We start from the raw sequence: 15,290 nt of genomic DNA on the forward strand, positions 1-15,290 counted from the left end.
TTATAGTGATAAATTCTTAATGATTGTAACAGTTTAATTATTATTATTCAAAGAAAATACTGTCTGTTTAATTAGATAATATTACCTGTATTATTTTTAACCAAAAATATTCATTGACTTTATCTTTTCTAATGATAATATAATAATAAGTATTTAATTGTAATTATTATAATTAATAATAAAAATCATTATCACTTACTGGGAGGGTTTAAAAATGTCTACTAAATTGGAAACATTAACGAAGACTAGCGAAAAGAAATTATTCCATCTATTCAGATCATCATCAATTCAGAAGGTTTATGAACATATAGAGTTAATCGCAGCATTGTTAAGCGGGTTAATCATTTTAACAACTTGGCTAATAGCTGATTATATAGAACAACCTTTATGGGTTATCCTTCATCTTCTTGCCTTTGCGATTGGGGGCTATGCAAAGGCAAAAGAAGGTATTGAAGAAACCATTGAAAATAAGGAATTAAATGTTGAGATGTTGATGGTTTTTGCAGCGGTTGGATCTGCTGCTATAGGTTATTGGACTGAAGGTGCAATTCTTATCTTCATTTTCGCATTATCTGGCGCCCTTGAAACCTATACCATGAACAAAAGTAAGAAAGAGATTTCTTCTTTGATGGATTTGCAACCTGAGACAGCTCTTCTTCTAACAAACGGAACAGAAAAAGTTGTAGCTGTTTCGCATTTGAAAATTGGGGATACAATTGTAGTAAAGGCAGGTGAACGTATTCCAGCAGACGGCATAATTATCAAAGGTATAACTTCGATAAACGAGAGTGCCATAACGGGTGAATCTATTCCAGTAAGTAAACAAAAAAATAATGAAGTTTTTGCTGGAACAGTAGCAGTTGACGGTACAATCCATGTTCAACTTTCTAAATCAACCGATCAAACCTTATTTCAAAAAATAGTCGATCTTGTCCAATCTGCACAAGAAGAAAAACCGCCATCACAGCTTTTTATAGAAAAATTTGAAGGAAAGTATGTAAAAGCGGTACTTCTTGCTGTCGGAATAATGATGTTCCTTCCCTATTTTTTATTTGGATGGACCCTAACCGAAAGTATCTATCGCGCTATGATTTTACTTGTGGTTGCTTCGCCTTGTGCGCTTGTCGCATCAATAATGCCAGCCACCTTATCCGCAATTTCTATAGGTGCTAAAAACGGTGTGCTTTTTAAAGGTGGCGTAAACATAGAAAATTTAAGTCATATCAAGGCAATTGCATTTGACAAAACTGGTACACTGACGAATGGTAAACCAGTCGTCACAGACACCTATTTTCATACCAACTTAGACGAACAATCTATTTTAGAAATTATTGGTGCAATCGAAAATGAATCCTTACATCCTTTAGCAGAAGCAATTTCAAATTATAGTAGAGAACAGCTTGATAGTAAGAATTTTACTAGTGATGTTACGCAACATAAAACAGTGAGTGGGAATGGTATCCTTGCAACTGTTGAAAATGATACATGGATGATTGGAAAACCAGAATTTGTTGGTAAAAACGAAGCGGATGAATTTCAAAATGGAGTAGCAAATAAGCTAGCGTCTCAAGGGAAATCAATTGTCTTTGTTAAAAAAAATAAGGAGATTGTTGCTTTGTTGGCGTTAAGGGATACAATTAGAGATGAAGCAAAACAAGCAATTAAACAGTTAAAAAAACGAAATATATTTACCATTATGTTAACTGGAGACAATGACATAACCGCTAAGGCAATTGCAACTGAAGCAGGGATTGATCATTATATAGCTGGGTGTTTACCAGAAGAAAAAGTAAATCATGTAAAGGATTTACGAAAAAGGTACGAACATGTAGCTATGGTCGGGGATGGAATCAATGATGCTCCTGCATTAGCAACCGCAAATGTCGGAATCGCAATGGGAGAAGGTACGGATGTTGCATTAGAGACAGCAGATGTAGTTTTAATGAAAAATGAATTACCTAAACTAGCAAATGCCTTCGAGTTATCTAGACAAATGAATAAGGTGGTAAAGCAAAACATTATATTTTCCTTAAGCATTATTGGTTTATTAATTGCATCAAATCTTTTTCAAGTACTTGATTTACCACTTGGAGTAATCGGCCATGAAGGAAGTACAATTTTAGTAATTTTAAATGGGTTGCGCCTACTTAAATAATGGACTATGGTGTTTGACCATAGTCCATTTCTTCTATATCTCAAGCCTACCAACACGCCTATGTTTAAAAATGGCGTTAATGACACCACCAGTAATGATAATAATTCCTGATAAATAAAACCAGATCATTAATGTAATTACGGTACCCAAGCTTCCATAAGTTGCAGAATAGCTTCCACTTCCAATGGTACTTAAATAATAAGAAAATGCCAAAGAAACCAGTTGCCATCCAATTGTTGCAAATATAGCACCCCAGATTGCATCTTTATACAAAACCCTCTGATTGGGAGCCAATTTGTAAAGTGCTAAAAGTACAATTAAAAACACAATAGATGATATAACCCATCGTAATGTTTCCCACACTTGTATGAAGTTTGATGACCATCCAAGAAATGAAAACAAATAGTCCCCAATCATTTTTCCAAAAATAGGTAATATAAATGCTATACAAATAACAACCACCATTGCAACCGTTAAGACGATTGCAATCAACCGCGATACTATAAATGATCGATCCTCATCCACTTCATATGCCCCATTAAAGGCTTTCATAATTGCATTAATACCTGCAGAAGCTGACCAAATCGTACCTATAATACCTATCGACAGTAAACCACCGTTTTGATTACGAGACAGTTGATTAATATTCGTGGAAATTAAGTCCATGATCTCACCTGGTGCATAAACACCTATAAAAGAAATTACACTCTTCGGATCTATTGGTAAGTAACCTATAAGTGTTACTAAAAATAATAAAAAGGGGAATAAAGATAGCAACAAAAAATAAGCAAGTTGTGCTGCCATACCAAATACATCTACTTCTGTTATCTTTTGAAAAAGTTGTTTTGAAAACGTAACAGCTTTTTTCATTATCCATCCCCCTCAAATCCTTACTAGTTATTCTTCGTTTGTTTCAATTCTTTTTAGACCTTCATCTTTTTTATTTTGCATTTTATCAATTGTCTGTTCAACCTGTTCCAGTGTATTAATTGCGGTATCAGCACTTGAATTGAATGTGTCATTGAATTGATTGCATGCAACGCGAGCCTTCCTCACGGCTTCTGAAGGGTGCTTCAGATAATAATTTGTTTTCCTTTTTGTATTGAAATATTGCATTTTTGTTGTAGAGCGTGTCTCCCGATCAAAAAGAGTGGTTAATCCGCCTACTAATGCACCAATTATTATTCCATATACTAATTTGTTATTTTGCATGTTTGTCTCTCCTTCTATTGTTTTATGCTGGATGTTTGTCCAATAATCTTTTTTAACACTTAATACTTTATCATATCATGTAGACATGAACCATTTTATCTATCTTACCATTTCCCTCAAAAGCAATAAATAAACTAAGATTTTTACGATGTTTAGAAAACTTGGCTTATCGCCAAGCTTTAATGGCGAAAGCCTTAGTTGCCCTTATACTGATATCCACTAAAAATCTATACTTTCTTATCAGTGAAATAAAAATTTTTAAAATTTCTCTTGACTTTTCCGCATAATTTTCGGAATATTTATTATAGGTATACAATACCAAAAAAACAAAGGAGGGAAAACATGGGGGATATTATTAGCGATATTAGTAGTTTTGTATGGGGTCCACCAACACTCATTTTAATCGTTGGTACAGGACTATATTTAACATTTAGGTTAGCCTTTTTACAATTTCGTACGCTTCCCTACGCTTTACGATTAGCGTTTAGTCCTAAAAGACAGGACAAAGCTTCTAAAGGGGATATTAGTCACTATGAGGCTCTCACTACTGCCATGGCCGCCACAATTGGAACAGGAAACATTGTTGGTGTTGCAACAGCTGTTGTACTCGGTGGTCCCGGTGCCGTTTTTTGGATGTGGATTAGTGCATTTTTCGGAATGGCAACCAAGTATGCAGAGGCACTTCTTGCAGTTAAATACCGCGTGGTCAACAGTCGCGGTGAAATGTCTGGTGGACCGATGTATTATTTAGAACGCGGTTTAAAAGCGAAATGGCTTGGTGTTACCTTTGCTATTTTTGGTTCTATAGCAGCTTTCGGTATCGGAAATATGGTTCAGTCAAATTCCGTTTCTGATGCATTACAGCGCTCGTTTAGTGTTCCTACTTGGGTGACTGGAATTATACTTACACTTTTAACTGGATTAGTTATTTTAGGTGGAATAAAAAGTATTGGTCGTGTAACAGCATTTTTTGTTCCTGTAATGGCTTTGTTTTATGTAATAGGTGGTTTAGTTATTATTGTTATGAATTTAGATATTGTACCAAACGCGATTGCCCTAATATTTAATGATGCATTTACCGGGAGTGCCATTGGTGGTGGTATCTTAGGTACTGTGATTCGATATGGTGTAGCCAGAGGGGTGTTCTCTAACGAGGCTGGCCTTGGATCAGCACCTATTGCTGCAGCAGCGGCAAAAACAGACTACCCTGGTCGTCAGGCCCTTGTATCCATGACACAGGTGTTTATTGATACAATTATCGTTTGTTCCATCACTGGAATAACGATTGTCATGGCAGATATGTATGCTGGTTCCACATTAAATGGTGGAGATCTCACAGCGGCATCATTTGCGTTTTTCCTAGGTGATACTGGTAGCTTGATTGTTACTATTGGTATCGTATTATTTGCCTTCTCGACGCTTGTTGGTTGGTCCTATTACGGAGAAAAGTGCTTCAGTTATTTATTTAATGACAAAGCAGTTCCATATTATCGAGTTGTATTTGTATTAGTTGTATTTTACGGGGCTATTGAGCAGTTGGGTATTGTTTGGGGCATTGCCGATATTATGAATGCACTTATGGCGATTCCAAACCTAATCGGATTACTCGGCCTCTCAGGTGTCGTAGTATACGAAACCAAGAAATTCATAAAAATTGCAAAAGAAGAAGAAAAAGAACGAAAACGAGCAAAAGCCGCGTAGAGAAAGAAAAGCGGAGCGGGCTTGTTCAGCGACGACAAGCATAGTCAAGAGACCGTAGAGCACTGCTCTTTGTGCTCGGAGTGTCTATTGACTATGTCTCGAGTCGCTAGCCCGCATAGCTAGACAGGAAAGAAAAACGGAGGCGACTGGTCAGCGACGTACAAATAGATAGGACTGTGAAAGTACGTCGATCTTTACGTACATTCATCAGGACTAACTATTTGGTAGTCGCTAGGAGCCACAGCTAGATCAAGAAAAGCGGAGGCGACTGGTCAGAAGCGGACGAATATGAAAAGGAGCGAGTTACCATTCAATGGTCTCGCTCCTTTTATTTTATTAATGGCTCAATACACGTACTATCATTGTTTTTTGCTGCATTTACATAACTAGAAACATTATGTGCTTTAAGGTCATCAACCTGTATCGACTGTAAAAGATCATGTGCTGAACTAGGATCCATCTCAATTGGCGCTATCCATTCATCTTCTTTATCTTTAGGAAGAATAATTGGCATCCGGTGGTGTATACCTTGCATAAAATCATTTGCATCCTTTGTTAAAATTGTACATGTAAAAAGATTTCGTCCACCATCTTGCCATTTATCCCATAACCCTGCAAATGCAAATAGTTTACGATCAGCTGTTTGAATTCGCTTCGGTTGTTTTGATTGGTCTGTTTTTTTCCATTCATAAAAACTATCCGCAATTATTAAACACCTATTACGCTTTAACAACGATTTGAAGCTTGGTTTTTGATGAACAGTTTCACTTCTAGCATTAATCATTTTATAGCCAATCTTTTCGTCGTTTGACCATGAAGGAACAAGCCCCCATTTCAAATACCCCGCTCGCTTTTCTCTTCCATCATTAATGACTGCCAGTACGTTTTGTCCTGGAGCAACGTTATAGCTTGGTGTATATGAATCAATCGAATAGTTTATACCAAACTCTTTTAAGATCTCAACCTCATCTCTAAGCAGTGTATACCTACCACACATATAATCACCTCTTTTAAAAAATGCTTAAGTCCCATTGTTTCGCAATATGTCGTAACAAGCGGATACCTGCGATACTATTACCTTTATCATCAAGCGCTGGTCCATAAACGCCTATTCCACAACCTTCTAAAAACGGAAGTTCCTCTTCACGTACACGTGGAGGAGCAGCTGCAATAATTCCACCTGAAACACCACTTTTTGCTGGTATTCCTACATATGTTGCAAATTTTCCGGATGCATCGTACATTCCACAAGTCAACATTAGCGCTTTGGAAATTCTCGCCTCCTGCCTTGGAATGATTTCTTCTTGTGTATCAGGATTGACCCCATCATTGGCAAGAATCATACCAATTCTTGCTAGGTCATCAACAGTAATTTCAATAGAACATTGCTTGAAATAAGTGTCCAACGTTACATCTAGCTCTGATTCAAGGAAGTTTGTTTCAAGTAAGTAGTATCCAATTGCTTTATTTCGTGTAGAAGATAGCTTCTCTGAAAGATATACCTCTTTATTAATTTTCGGGCGATATCCAAGCATTTTTTCTAAAAGATCTAAAATTGGTCCAATTTTTTCTTCAGAGGTCTCCCCTTCAAGAATAGATGTAACCGTTATTGCTCCAGCATTAATTAGTGGATTAAATGGTTTTTTGAGTTGTTTCATTTCCAAGTGCATGATTGAATTAAATGCCTCTCCGGCTGGTTCAACGTCCACCCGGTCAAGCATATATGCAATACCGCGCTCTACACACCCAACAATAAAACTGATGATTTTTGAAATACTTTGTAAGGTAAATGGTATATCTACATCTCCTGAACGAATTGCCATCCCATTCTTCCCTAAAATGGTTATGCCCAAATGGTCTTGATTCGCTTCTGCCAAAATCGGAATATATGAGGCTACCTTACCGTCACTAGTGTGTTTTCGATAAAAGGAAACCCAGTCATCCACATAATTTTGTAACCATTCTTGACTTAATTCTGTATTCCAGTTAGCAGAACCTTGTACCATACGTATCACCTCTTCTATTTTATATCATGATGGTCTAGTCCGTAAGCTTTCAAACGGTAGATAAATAAATTTGTACTCCCTATAATAGAAGTGCCATACGGAAAAGGAAACTAAAACGATTCGAATTACCATTCCAACAAACAAATCCCCCGATTAATCCGCCTGAATAATCGAGGGTGCTATAGAAAAGCTTTTTATTTTACATCTGTTGTAATGATTTTTCAATACTTGATTGTATGGCTATTGCTAGATCACTATGTTTTTTTTCTTGATAGTCATTCGGATAAATTGGATCAAGAATTGACATGTGTATAGTTGAACCTTTTACTCTTCCTTTATCTTCTTCTAGCATTTGGTACGTTCCATTTATGGCAATTGGAACAATAGGTACATTGGCTTTTGTTGCCAGCCTGAGGCTTCCTGATTTAAATGTATTTAAGTTACTACCACGGCTTCTTGTACCTTCAGGAAAGATAACAAGGGAATGCCCTTTTTTCAAGCTATCGATACCCTGACCAATTGCCCGAACGGATTGCCTTCGATCTGAACGGTCAATAAAGACTCCATGCATCAGACTCATCCACGAACTAACGATAGGAATCTTTTCCACCTCTTTTTTTGCGATGAACCCAAGCGGTTTTCCGACATAGCCGATTAAAGCAAGAATATCAAACAATCCTTGATGGTTAGCCACAAATAATACCGCTTCATCTGGAAGCTTTTCTTGACCAGATACATGAACATCTGTCCCAGTGCTTTTAATCACTTTTTGGGAAACCCATTTTGGCGCTTCAAATAATTCTTGCTGTGCTTGTTTTGTACCCACATTGTAAAGCTTTCGACCTTTATGTAACTTCAGACCACTTCTTAGAACAGTGATAATTCCCCAAAAATAGATCCACAAACTGCGAATCATGTAATCACCCCCAATTTTATTATACGATGTTTTACTTCATTATACGATGTTTTATGTATTTTTTGTTAGGAAATCATTATAAAGTGATAGCCTTTAAATTTTCAACCCTATAAAAGGTTAATATTCCTTAAAGATGTTAGAAAACTTGGCTTATCGCCAAGCCTTAATGGCGAAAGCCTTAGTTGCACTTATACAGTAAGAAAGGATTTATATTTTCTTAACTGCTAAATAAAGGAGACTAGCAATGCTAATCTCCTTGTCTGTTACTCTATTATTTTCCGATGAATTGTTGTGTCCAGTAGTTACCATCCGCAACATAGCCTACACCAATATGCGTGAATTTCTCACTTAAAATGTTTGCACGGTGTCCATCACTATTCATCCAACCATTTACCACTTGTTCTGGTGTGGTTTGTCCTCTTGCAATGTTTTCCCCTGCACTACGGTAATCAATACCGTAACTTTTCATCATGTCAAATGGTGATCCGTAAGTTGGGCTATTATGAGAAAAGTAATTATTTACTGACATGTCACGTGACTTTTCGCGTGCCACTTTGCTTAACTCAACGTCAACTTTTAATGGATTCAAGCCACGTTCTACACGTTCATTATTTGTTAATTCTACTACTTGTTGTTCGAAAGCACTTAACTGGCTTGATTGAGCTTGTGTTTGTTGCTCTTGTTCTTTAGCTGGTTGTTGTTGAGCAGGTGCCTCAGCTTTTGCTGGTGCTTCTTCCTTTGGTTCAGCTTTTGCTGGTGCTTCTTCCTTTGGCTCAGCCTTTGCTGGTGCTTCTTCTTTTGGTTCTGCTTGTTCAGGAGCTTCCTGTTTTGGTTCTTCTTGTTTCTGAGCTGGTTGTTCTTTTGTTTGTTCTTTTTCTTCAGTATTCTTTACTGGTTCTGCAGGCTTATCATTTGCCTTTTGATTATTCCAATTCACCTGGTAATTTGCAAAATAATTTTGCAAAAATTCATTTAAATTACCATCTAAATTTGAAAAAGACTCCCCGTTAATAGAGTAGTAGACTTTATATGTTTGTTGCTGTTGATTCTGTTTTTGATCTGTATTTTCTGCAGCATCAACAGTATTTGTAAAAGCACCACCAATTAGTAATGCTGTAGACATTGTTGTTACAATACCTAATTTCTTAAACATGTGTTGAACATCTCCTTTAAGTTGTGTTTTTTCTTGCAAAATTATCATAGCACGGGATTCTTGTAATAATTTTGGAAGGCTCTTCCATCAGGGTTTGATTAACTAATAGATTGGTATAATTCCTTTATAATTAAGGTTTTCTAAATGGCTTAAATAAGCCTTTTTTGGAAAAAGTTCAATCTAGTGACATAATCTACTAAAAAAACACGCTTGACACCTTTTTATTTTCTGAAAAATATTACAACAACGCTTCATTTGTAACAAAAATGATAAATTTGATATTTACGCGGGAAAACCTAATGATTTTGTTCCTTGTTCCTTAATATTCCTTATTATATAAGGCCCCCCTGGTTCACTTCATCTGTGTAATATATCAAAATCCAATATCTGTAAAGCACTTAACTACCCCCACAAATCATGGTATAGTATAGAAATGCTATAATTGAAAACTGTCATCATTGGAGGAGCTAAAAATGTTATCTAATGCAGAAATTGGTATTGACCTAGGTACTGCTAATATACTTATCTATTCAAAGACAAAAGGGATTGTTTTAAACGAGCCATCTGTAGTGGCTATTGATATTAACACGAAAAATGTCGTTGCGGTTGGAACGGAAGCAAAAGAAATGGTTGGTAAAACTCCACAAAACATCGTCCCTATTCGTCCGCTTAGGGATGGAGTAATAGCTGATTATGATGTTACCGCACAAATGTTAAAGGAATTTTTGAAAAAGGTAAGCAAAAAAATGGGGCTTTCCATGCGTAAACCAACAGTAGTTGTTTGTACGCCTTCTGGAAGTACTTCTGTTGAAAGAAGAGCAATCCATAACGCAGTAACAAGCTATGGTGCTAAACATGTGCATTTAATAGAAGAACCTGTTGCAGCTGCGATTGGTGCAGATCTACCAGTAGACGAACCGATTGCGAACGTTATCGTTGATATTGGTGGTGGTACATCTGAAGTCGGCATCATTTCTTTTGGTGGTGTTGTTTCTTGTAATTCTGTACGCACTGGCGGAGATAAGATGGATGAAGAAATCATTCAATATATCCGCAAACACTATAATATTTTAATCGGTGAACGAACTGCAGAAAATATTAAAATTGAGATTGGATATGCAAATGCAGATCATAAAGAAGATACTATGGAAGTTCGCGGTAGAGACATGGTAACTGGTTTACCAAAGACAATCACTGTCTCTTCTACAGAAATTCATTCTGCATTAAAGGAATCGCTTGAACAAATTTTAGAAACCATTCGAGCGACACTAGAGAATTGTCCTCCAGAGCTAAGTGGTGACATTGTTGATCGTGGTATTGTTTTAACTGGTGGTGGTGCATTATTAAACGGAATGAGAGATTGGTTAGCAAAAGAAATCATCGTACCGGTACACATTGCTCCAAACCCACTTGAATCAGTAGCAATCGGAACAGGCCGAGCACTAAAAATGATAACCAAACTACAAAAAGCAGCTAAGTAGGAAGAAAAGCGGAGTGGGCTTGCTCAGCGACGACAAGCGTAGTCAAAAGACCGTAGAGCACACGGTCTTTCGTGCTCGGAGTGTCTATTGACTACGTCTCGAGTCGCTAGCCCACGTTGCTAGACAGAAAGATAAGCGGAGGCGCCCGGGTATTGGTTTATGACCTGTGCCCACGGATCAAGGAAGCTGCGTTTATCTTGCCAATCGGCCGATATATCGAGAAAATGGCGGTTATATTTATATAATGGCAGTTATATGAAAATATCGGTGGTTATATTTTCATAACGGCCGATATATTGACTAATCAGCGGATATCACGACTGAGTCCCTCCATCTTTTTCACAAATACGTACAAATTTTCCAAAGCTGAATCTTATCAAAGAATTCAGCTTTTTTTAAAATAAACATTTACATATAATTCTGAATAGAATAGAATAGTAGTTAGTAAGAATCATGTAAAACGTACAAACGTTTATGCCACATGATCTGCGTTAATTAATCTAAACAAAAAAACGAAGGCGACTGATCTGGGGTGACACGCATATGCAAAGAGCTGTAGAGTACGGCTCTAGCACTCTAGTGTTCATTGCTTATGTCAAAAACCCCGAGGAGCCGCAACTAGAAGACTGTCTAATCTGTTTACATACCCATTCCAGGTAAGTTCCAACAGATAATGAGCCAGTTCAAGTTGACTTACAGTACGACTGTGGTCAGTTTGAATTGGCTTTTTTTAATTGAATGTGAGGAGTGATTGTTTGGCTGGTGCATTGGAACATATTAAGGTTCTTGATTTGTCGCGTGTACTTGCAGGTCCCTACTGTACGATGATTTTAGGTGACCTTGGTGCTGAAGTAATTAAAGTAGAAGCTCCAGGAGGCAGTGATGACACCCGTAAATGGGGGCCCCCTTTTCAGAATGATGTAAGCGCCTATTATTTGTGTGCAAACCGAAACAAGAAAAGTATTACAGCTGATTTGAAGTCCCAAGAAGGTATTGAAATGATTAAAAAACTTGTATCTGAAAGCGATGTCATTCTTCACAACTTCAAATCAGGTACGATGGATCGTTTTGGATTAGACTATCAGACACTCACTGAAATAAACCCTGGGATAGTTTATTGTTCGATCACAGGGTTTGGTGAAACTGGTCCATACCAAACAATGCCTGGCTATGATTTTATCATCCAAGCGATGAGTGGATTAATGAGTATCACTGGCGATAATCAATCAGGCCCACAAAAGTTTGGTGTAGCAATTACCGATATTTTAACAGGGTTATATGCTTGTATTGGGATTCAAGGTGCATTACTTGAACGTACGATATCTGGAAAAGGTCAAAAGCTAGACATTTCCCTCTACGATTCGGCTGTCAGCTCTCTTGTTAATATCGGCAGTAATTACTTGATGTCTGGCAAAATTCCTACTGCACTTGGAAATAATCACGCCAATATTGTGCCTTATCAAACATTTGAAACAAGTGATGGACAAATGGTAGTTGCAGTTGGGAACGACAAACAGTATAAAGTTTTATGTACCATTTTAGAAAGGCCTGAACTTGCTTATGATGAGCGATTTAAAACAAATTCTGATCGTGTAGAAAATCGTGAGGTGTTAGTTCCACTACTGCAACAAGCTTTCGATAGAAAATCAACAGCTGTCTGGCAAACAAAGTGTCAAGAGAACGGTATCCCATGTGGGCCTATTCAAAATATCGAGGAAGTAACAAAAGATCCACAACTTAAGAAAAGAGAAATGTTTATCGATTTTGAGCATCCAACTGCAGGAATAGTAAAAATGATTGGAAGCCCGCTTAAGCTTTCACGAACACCAGTACAATATAAACATCATCCACCTAATGCCGGCGAACACACTGATGAAATTCTTGCACGCTTTATTAGATAACTATCGCCTTAGTTTTAATAAGTAAAAAATAATAATATGGAGATGATCAAATGAATTTTGAATTCACGGAAGAACAAAAAATGCTGCGAGACACGGTTCGTAACTTTGTAGATAAAGAAATCATGCCACATATATCTGAGTGGGATCGGACTGGAAAGGCTGACCCTTCTGTCATGAATAAGCTTTCCGATCTTGGATTAATGGGTGTTTGTATTCCTGAAGAATATGGTGGTAGCGGCATGGACTATAATTCACTCGCCATTGTTTGCGAAGAATTAGAACGAGGTGACACCGCTTTTCGTACAGCTGTTTCCGTACATACTGGCTTAAATAGTATGTCCATTCTTCAATGGGGTAACGAAGATCAAAAACAAAAATACCTTGTTCCACAGGCAAAAGGTGAAAAAGTAGGAGCATTTGGCTTAACTGAGCCTGGTGCTGGATCTGATGTTGCATCCTTAAACTCAACAGCGACAAAAGATGGCGATTATTATCATTTAAACGGACAAAAGACCTGGATTTCGCTGTGCGATTCTGCCGATCATTTCTTGGTTTTTGCTTATACCGATAAATCGAAAAAGCATAATGGTATATCGGCATTCATCGTCGAGCGTACTTGGGAAGGTTTTTCATCAAAGGCGACAAAAGGAAAGCATGGAATTCGGGCTGGAAATACTGGCGAAATATTTTTTGATAATGTAAAGGTTCCAAAAGAAAACCTGCTAGGAAAAGAAGGAGAGGGCTTTAAAATTGCAATGGCCTCACTAGATAATGGGCGTTTTACAGTTGCTGCTGGAGCATGCGGTCAAATCATGGCATGTATTGAAGCTAGTGTTGACTACTGTCATGAACGCGAAACGTTTGGAAAAGAAATTGGTCGTCATCAGCTAGTGCAACAAATGATTGCGAAGATGGAAGCAGGACTGCAAATGAGTCGCTTACTTGTCTACCGTGCAGGAGAACTAAAAAATCAAGGAAAACGAAATACTCGTGAAACATCCCTTGCGAAATGGCAGGCTTGTGACTTTGCGAACAAAGCAGCCGATGATGCGGTGCAGGTTCACGGTGCTTATGGTTATTCGGATGAATACCCTGTTGAACGTTATTTACGTAACTCTAAAGCACCTGTTATCTATGAAGGAACACGTGAGATTCACACTGTTATGCAAGCAGAATATGTACTAGGTTACCGAAAAGATAAAGCCTTAAACAATATGTTGCCTGCATGGAGGGGTAATGAATGATTGAAAAATATATCGATAGTATTTTCATAAATGGAACCTGGCAAGGTGCTGATACAAAAGAAACAGAAACGATTTACAATCCCGCTACACTGGAAGCAATAAGTGAAATATCCTATGGAGGAAAGGCAGAGACAGAAAAAGCAATTCAAGCTGCTTCTAAAGCCTTTGAAACTTGGGGGCAAACGACAGGTCGTGAACGATCACAAATTCTATACAAAGCATCACAAATCATGTTGGAAGAAGCGGATAGACTAGGTGAAATTTTAACTACCGAGCAAGGAAAGCCACTAAAAGAAGCGATTGGTGAGGTTAAAAGCGCGGCCAATTTTCTATTATGGTATGCAGAAGAAGCAAGCCGTGGGTATGGTGAGTTAATTCCCTCATCTGTTAAATCCAAGCGGCTAATGGTTATACCTCAGCCTATAGGTGTTATTGGGGCGATTACACCTTGGAATTTCCCAGCATCTATGATCACAAGAAAAATTGGTCCTGCGCTTGCAGCAGGTTGTACAGTCGTACTTAAACCATCACCAGAAACACCAATATCAGCTATCGAAATAGTAAAGATACTGGAACAAGCTGGCTTACCAAAAGGCGTTGTGAACCTTGTAACTGGTGACGCAGAAGCAATAGGTCAGGCAATGCTGTCCGATAAAGAGGTACGGTTAATTACCTTCACTGGATCAACTAAAGTCGGAAAATATTTAATGCGTGAAGGTGCTGAACATGTAAAAAAGCTATCATTAGAACTTGGTGGGCACGCCCCGATAATTGTATTTGATGATGCAGATATTGAAAAAGCTGCAACTCTCACGTTAGGAAGTAAGTTTCGTAATAACGGTCAAACTTGTATTTGTGCCAATCGCTTATATGTACATGAATCTATTAAAGAAAAGTTTACAAATAGGTTAGCAGATAAAGTTAAAGAACTGCAAATTGGTAATGGTCTAACAAGAGACACGGATCTTGGACCACTTATCAATGAAAATGCCGCAAAAAAAGTTCAAGCACACTTAGATGATGCAGTTGAAAAGGGAGCAAATATTATGACGGGAGGATGTAGATGGAAAAGTGATCTTGATGGTTATTTCTATCAACCTACTGTTCTATCCGATGTCACTGATGATATGATCGTCATGAATGAAGAAACATTTGGTCCTGTTATCCCTATCCAAACATTTACGGATGAAAATTCCGTCATTCGTAAAGCAAACAATACCGATTATGGATTAGCCGCGTATATTTTCACTGAGAAAACAAGTGTTGCCTTGCGAGTATCAGAACGCCTGGACTATGGAATTGTTGGTGTAAATGATGTATTCCCGTCACTTCCAGAAGCTCCATTCGGTGGGATAAAACAATCTGGTATGGGTAAAGAAGGCGGACACCATGGTATGCATGAGTTCTTAGAAATGAAGTTTGTTTCAATTTCGATAGATTAAGGGGACGTATGGCGGAGGGCTTGTCTCCCGAGTTCGAGTGCTTGCCTCCTGAGTTTGAGTGCTTGTCTCCCGAGTTTAA

The 15,290-nt window shown here is 37.8% G+C and carries 12 protein-coding genes; 6 read left to right on the top strand and 6 right to left on the bottom strand.

Annotated elements, in window-relative coordinates; translation table 11 throughout:
* Positions 1 to 214: 214 nt before the first annotated feature.
* On the top strand, positions 215 to 2,155 hold the full coding sequence (locus CFK40_RS18730) for a heavy metal translocating P-type ATPase (RefSeq protein WP_089533896.1): 1,941 nt from the start codon (positions 215 to 217) through the stop codon (positions 2,153 to 2,155).
* 33 nt (positions 2,156 to 2,188) lie between these two features.
* Here the strand turns inward: CFK40_RS18730 and CFK40_RS18735 are convergent, their stop codons facing one another.
* Both CFK40_RS18735 and CFK40_RS18740 read right to left on the bottom strand, forming a co-directional pair.
* Entirely contained in the window at positions 2,189 to 3,025 is an 837-nt protein-coding gene (locus tag CFK40_RS18735) for a YihY/virulence factor BrkB family protein (RefSeq protein WP_089533897.1), read from the bottom strand.
* A gap of 27 nt (positions 3,026 to 3,052) precedes the next feature.
* Positions 3,053 to 3,367, bottom strand: coding sequence for a hypothetical protein (locus CFK40_RS18740; protein ID WP_089533898.1), 315 nt, complete (start codon positions 3,365 to 3,367; stop codon positions 3,053 to 3,055).
* Positions 3,368 to 3,709: 342 nt separating this feature from the next.
* On the opposite strand from CFK40_RS18740, the gene CFK40_RS18745 reads away from it, so the two are divergent.
* The gene (locus tag CFK40_RS18745) at positions 3,710 to 5,068 is read left to right on the top strand and encodes an alanine/glycine:cation symporter family protein (RefSeq protein ID WP_089533899.1); all 1,359 of its coding nucleotides are present in this window, start codon (positions 3,710 to 3,712) and stop codon (positions 5,066 to 5,068) included.
* A gap of 328 nt (positions 5,069 to 5,396) precedes the next feature.
* Here the strand turns inward: CFK40_RS18745 and CFK40_RS18750 are convergent, their stop codons facing one another.
* From CFK40_RS18750 to CFK40_RS18765, 4 genes are all read right to left on the bottom strand, one after another.
* Positions 5,397 to 6,065, bottom strand: coding sequence for an SOS response-associated peptidase (locus tag CFK40_RS18750; RefSeq protein ID WP_089533900.1), 669 nt, complete (start codon positions 6,063 to 6,065; stop codon positions 5,397 to 5,399).
* Between the two features lie 13 nt (positions 6,066 to 6,078).
* Entirely contained in the window at positions 6,079 to 7,074 is a 996-nt protein-coding gene (locus CFK40_RS18755) for a glutaminase (RefSeq protein ID WP_089533901.1), read from the bottom strand.
* 199 nt (positions 7,075 to 7,273) lie between these two features.
* The gene (locus CFK40_RS18760) at positions 7,274 to 7,990 is read right to left on the bottom strand and encodes a lysophospholipid acyltransferase family protein (RefSeq protein ID WP_089533902.1); all 717 of its coding nucleotides are present in this window, start codon (positions 7,988 to 7,990) and stop codon (positions 7,274 to 7,276) included.
* Positions 7,991 to 8,261: 271 nt separating this feature from the next.
* Complete coding sequence (locus tag CFK40_RS18765; protein ID WP_089533903.1) at positions 8,262 to 9,143, bottom strand: CAP domain-containing protein; 882 nt, start codon at positions 9,141 to 9,143, stop codon at positions 8,262 to 8,264.
* A 473-nt stretch (positions 9,144 to 9,616) separates the two neighbouring features.
* Here CFK40_RS18765 and mreBH point away from each other — a divergent pair, with 473 nt between their 5' ends.
* The 4 genes from mreBH to CFK40_RS18785 all read left to right on the top strand — a co-directional run bounded on the left by mreBH (position 9,617) and on the right by CFK40_RS18785 (position 15,211).
* Complete coding sequence (gene mreBH, locus CFK40_RS18770) at positions 9,617 to 10,624, top strand: rod-share determining protein MreBH (protein WP_089533904.1); 1,008 nt, start codon at positions 9,617 to 9,619, stop codon at positions 10,622 to 10,624.
* A 755-nt stretch (positions 10,625 to 11,379) separates the two neighbouring features.
* Complete coding sequence (locus tag CFK40_RS18775; protein WP_089533905.1) at positions 11,380 to 12,525, top strand: CaiB/BaiF CoA transferase family protein; 1,146 nt, start codon at positions 11,380 to 11,382, stop codon at positions 12,523 to 12,525.
* A gap of 50 nt (positions 12,526 to 12,575) precedes the next feature.
* Positions 12,576 to 13,769, top strand: coding sequence for an acyl-CoA dehydrogenase family protein (locus tag CFK40_RS18780; protein WP_089533906.1), 1,194 nt, complete (start codon positions 12,576 to 12,578; stop codon positions 13,767 to 13,769).
* Positions 13,766 to 15,211, top strand: a complete 1,446-nt coding sequence (locus CFK40_RS18785) for an NAD-dependent succinate-semialdehyde dehydrogenase (RefSeq protein WP_089533907.1) — start codon at positions 13,766 to 13,768, stop codon at positions 15,209 to 15,211. The genes CFK40_RS18780 and CFK40_RS18785 overlap by 4 nt, the downstream gene beginning before the upstream one ends.
* The last annotated feature ends 79 nt before the right edge of the window (positions 15,212 to 15,290 follow it).

Source organism: Virgibacillus necropolis (assembly GCF_002224365.1).
GTDB classification, from domain to species: domain Bacteria; phylum Bacillota; class Bacilli; order Bacillales; family Amphibacillaceae; genus Virgibacillus_F; species Virgibacillus_F necropolis.

Excerpts from the sequence above, each read along its gene's own strand:
- mreBH (WP_089533904.1), top strand. The coding sequence starts at position 9,617 with ATGTTATCTAATGCAGAAATTGGTATTGACCTAGGTACTGCTAATATA.
- CFK40_RS18730 (WP_089533896.1), top strand. The coding sequence starts at position 215 with ATGTCTACTAAATTGGAAACATTAACGAAGACTAGCGAAAAGAAATTA.
- CFK40_RS18745 (WP_089533899.1), top strand. The coding sequence starts at position 3,710 with ATGGGGGATATTATTAGCGATATTAGTAGTTTTGTATGGGGTCCACCA.
- CFK40_RS18735 (WP_089533897.1), bottom strand. The coding sequence starts at position 3,025 with ATGAAAAAAGCTGTTACGTTTTCAAAACAACTTTTTCAAAAGATAACA.
- CFK40_RS18740 (WP_089533898.1), bottom strand. The coding sequence starts at position 3,367 with ATGCAAAATAACAAATTAGTATATGGAATAATAATTGGTGCATTAGTA.
- CFK40_RS18760 (WP_089533902.1), bottom strand. The coding sequence starts at position 7,990 with ATGATTCGCAGTTTGTGGATCTATTTTTGGGGAATTATCACTGTTCTA.
- CFK40_RS18750 (WP_089533900.1), bottom strand. The coding sequence starts at position 6,065 with ATGTGTGGTAGGTATACACTGCTTAGAGATGAGGTTGAGATCTTAAAA.
- CFK40_RS18785 (WP_089533907.1), top strand. The coding sequence starts at position 13,766 with ATGATTGAAAAATATATCGATAGTATTTTCATAAATGGAACCTGGCAA.
- CFK40_RS18755 (WP_089533901.1), bottom strand. The coding sequence starts at position 7,074 with ATGGTACAAGGTTCTGCTAACTGGAATACAGAATTAAGTCAAGAATGG.
- CFK40_RS18765 (WP_089533903.1), bottom strand. The coding sequence starts at position 9,143 with ATGTTTAAGAAATTAGGTATTGTAACAACAATGTCTACAGCATTACTA.
- CFK40_RS18780 (WP_089533906.1), top strand. The coding sequence starts at position 12,576 with ATGAATTTTGAATTCACGGAAGAACAAAAAATGCTGCGAGACACGGTT.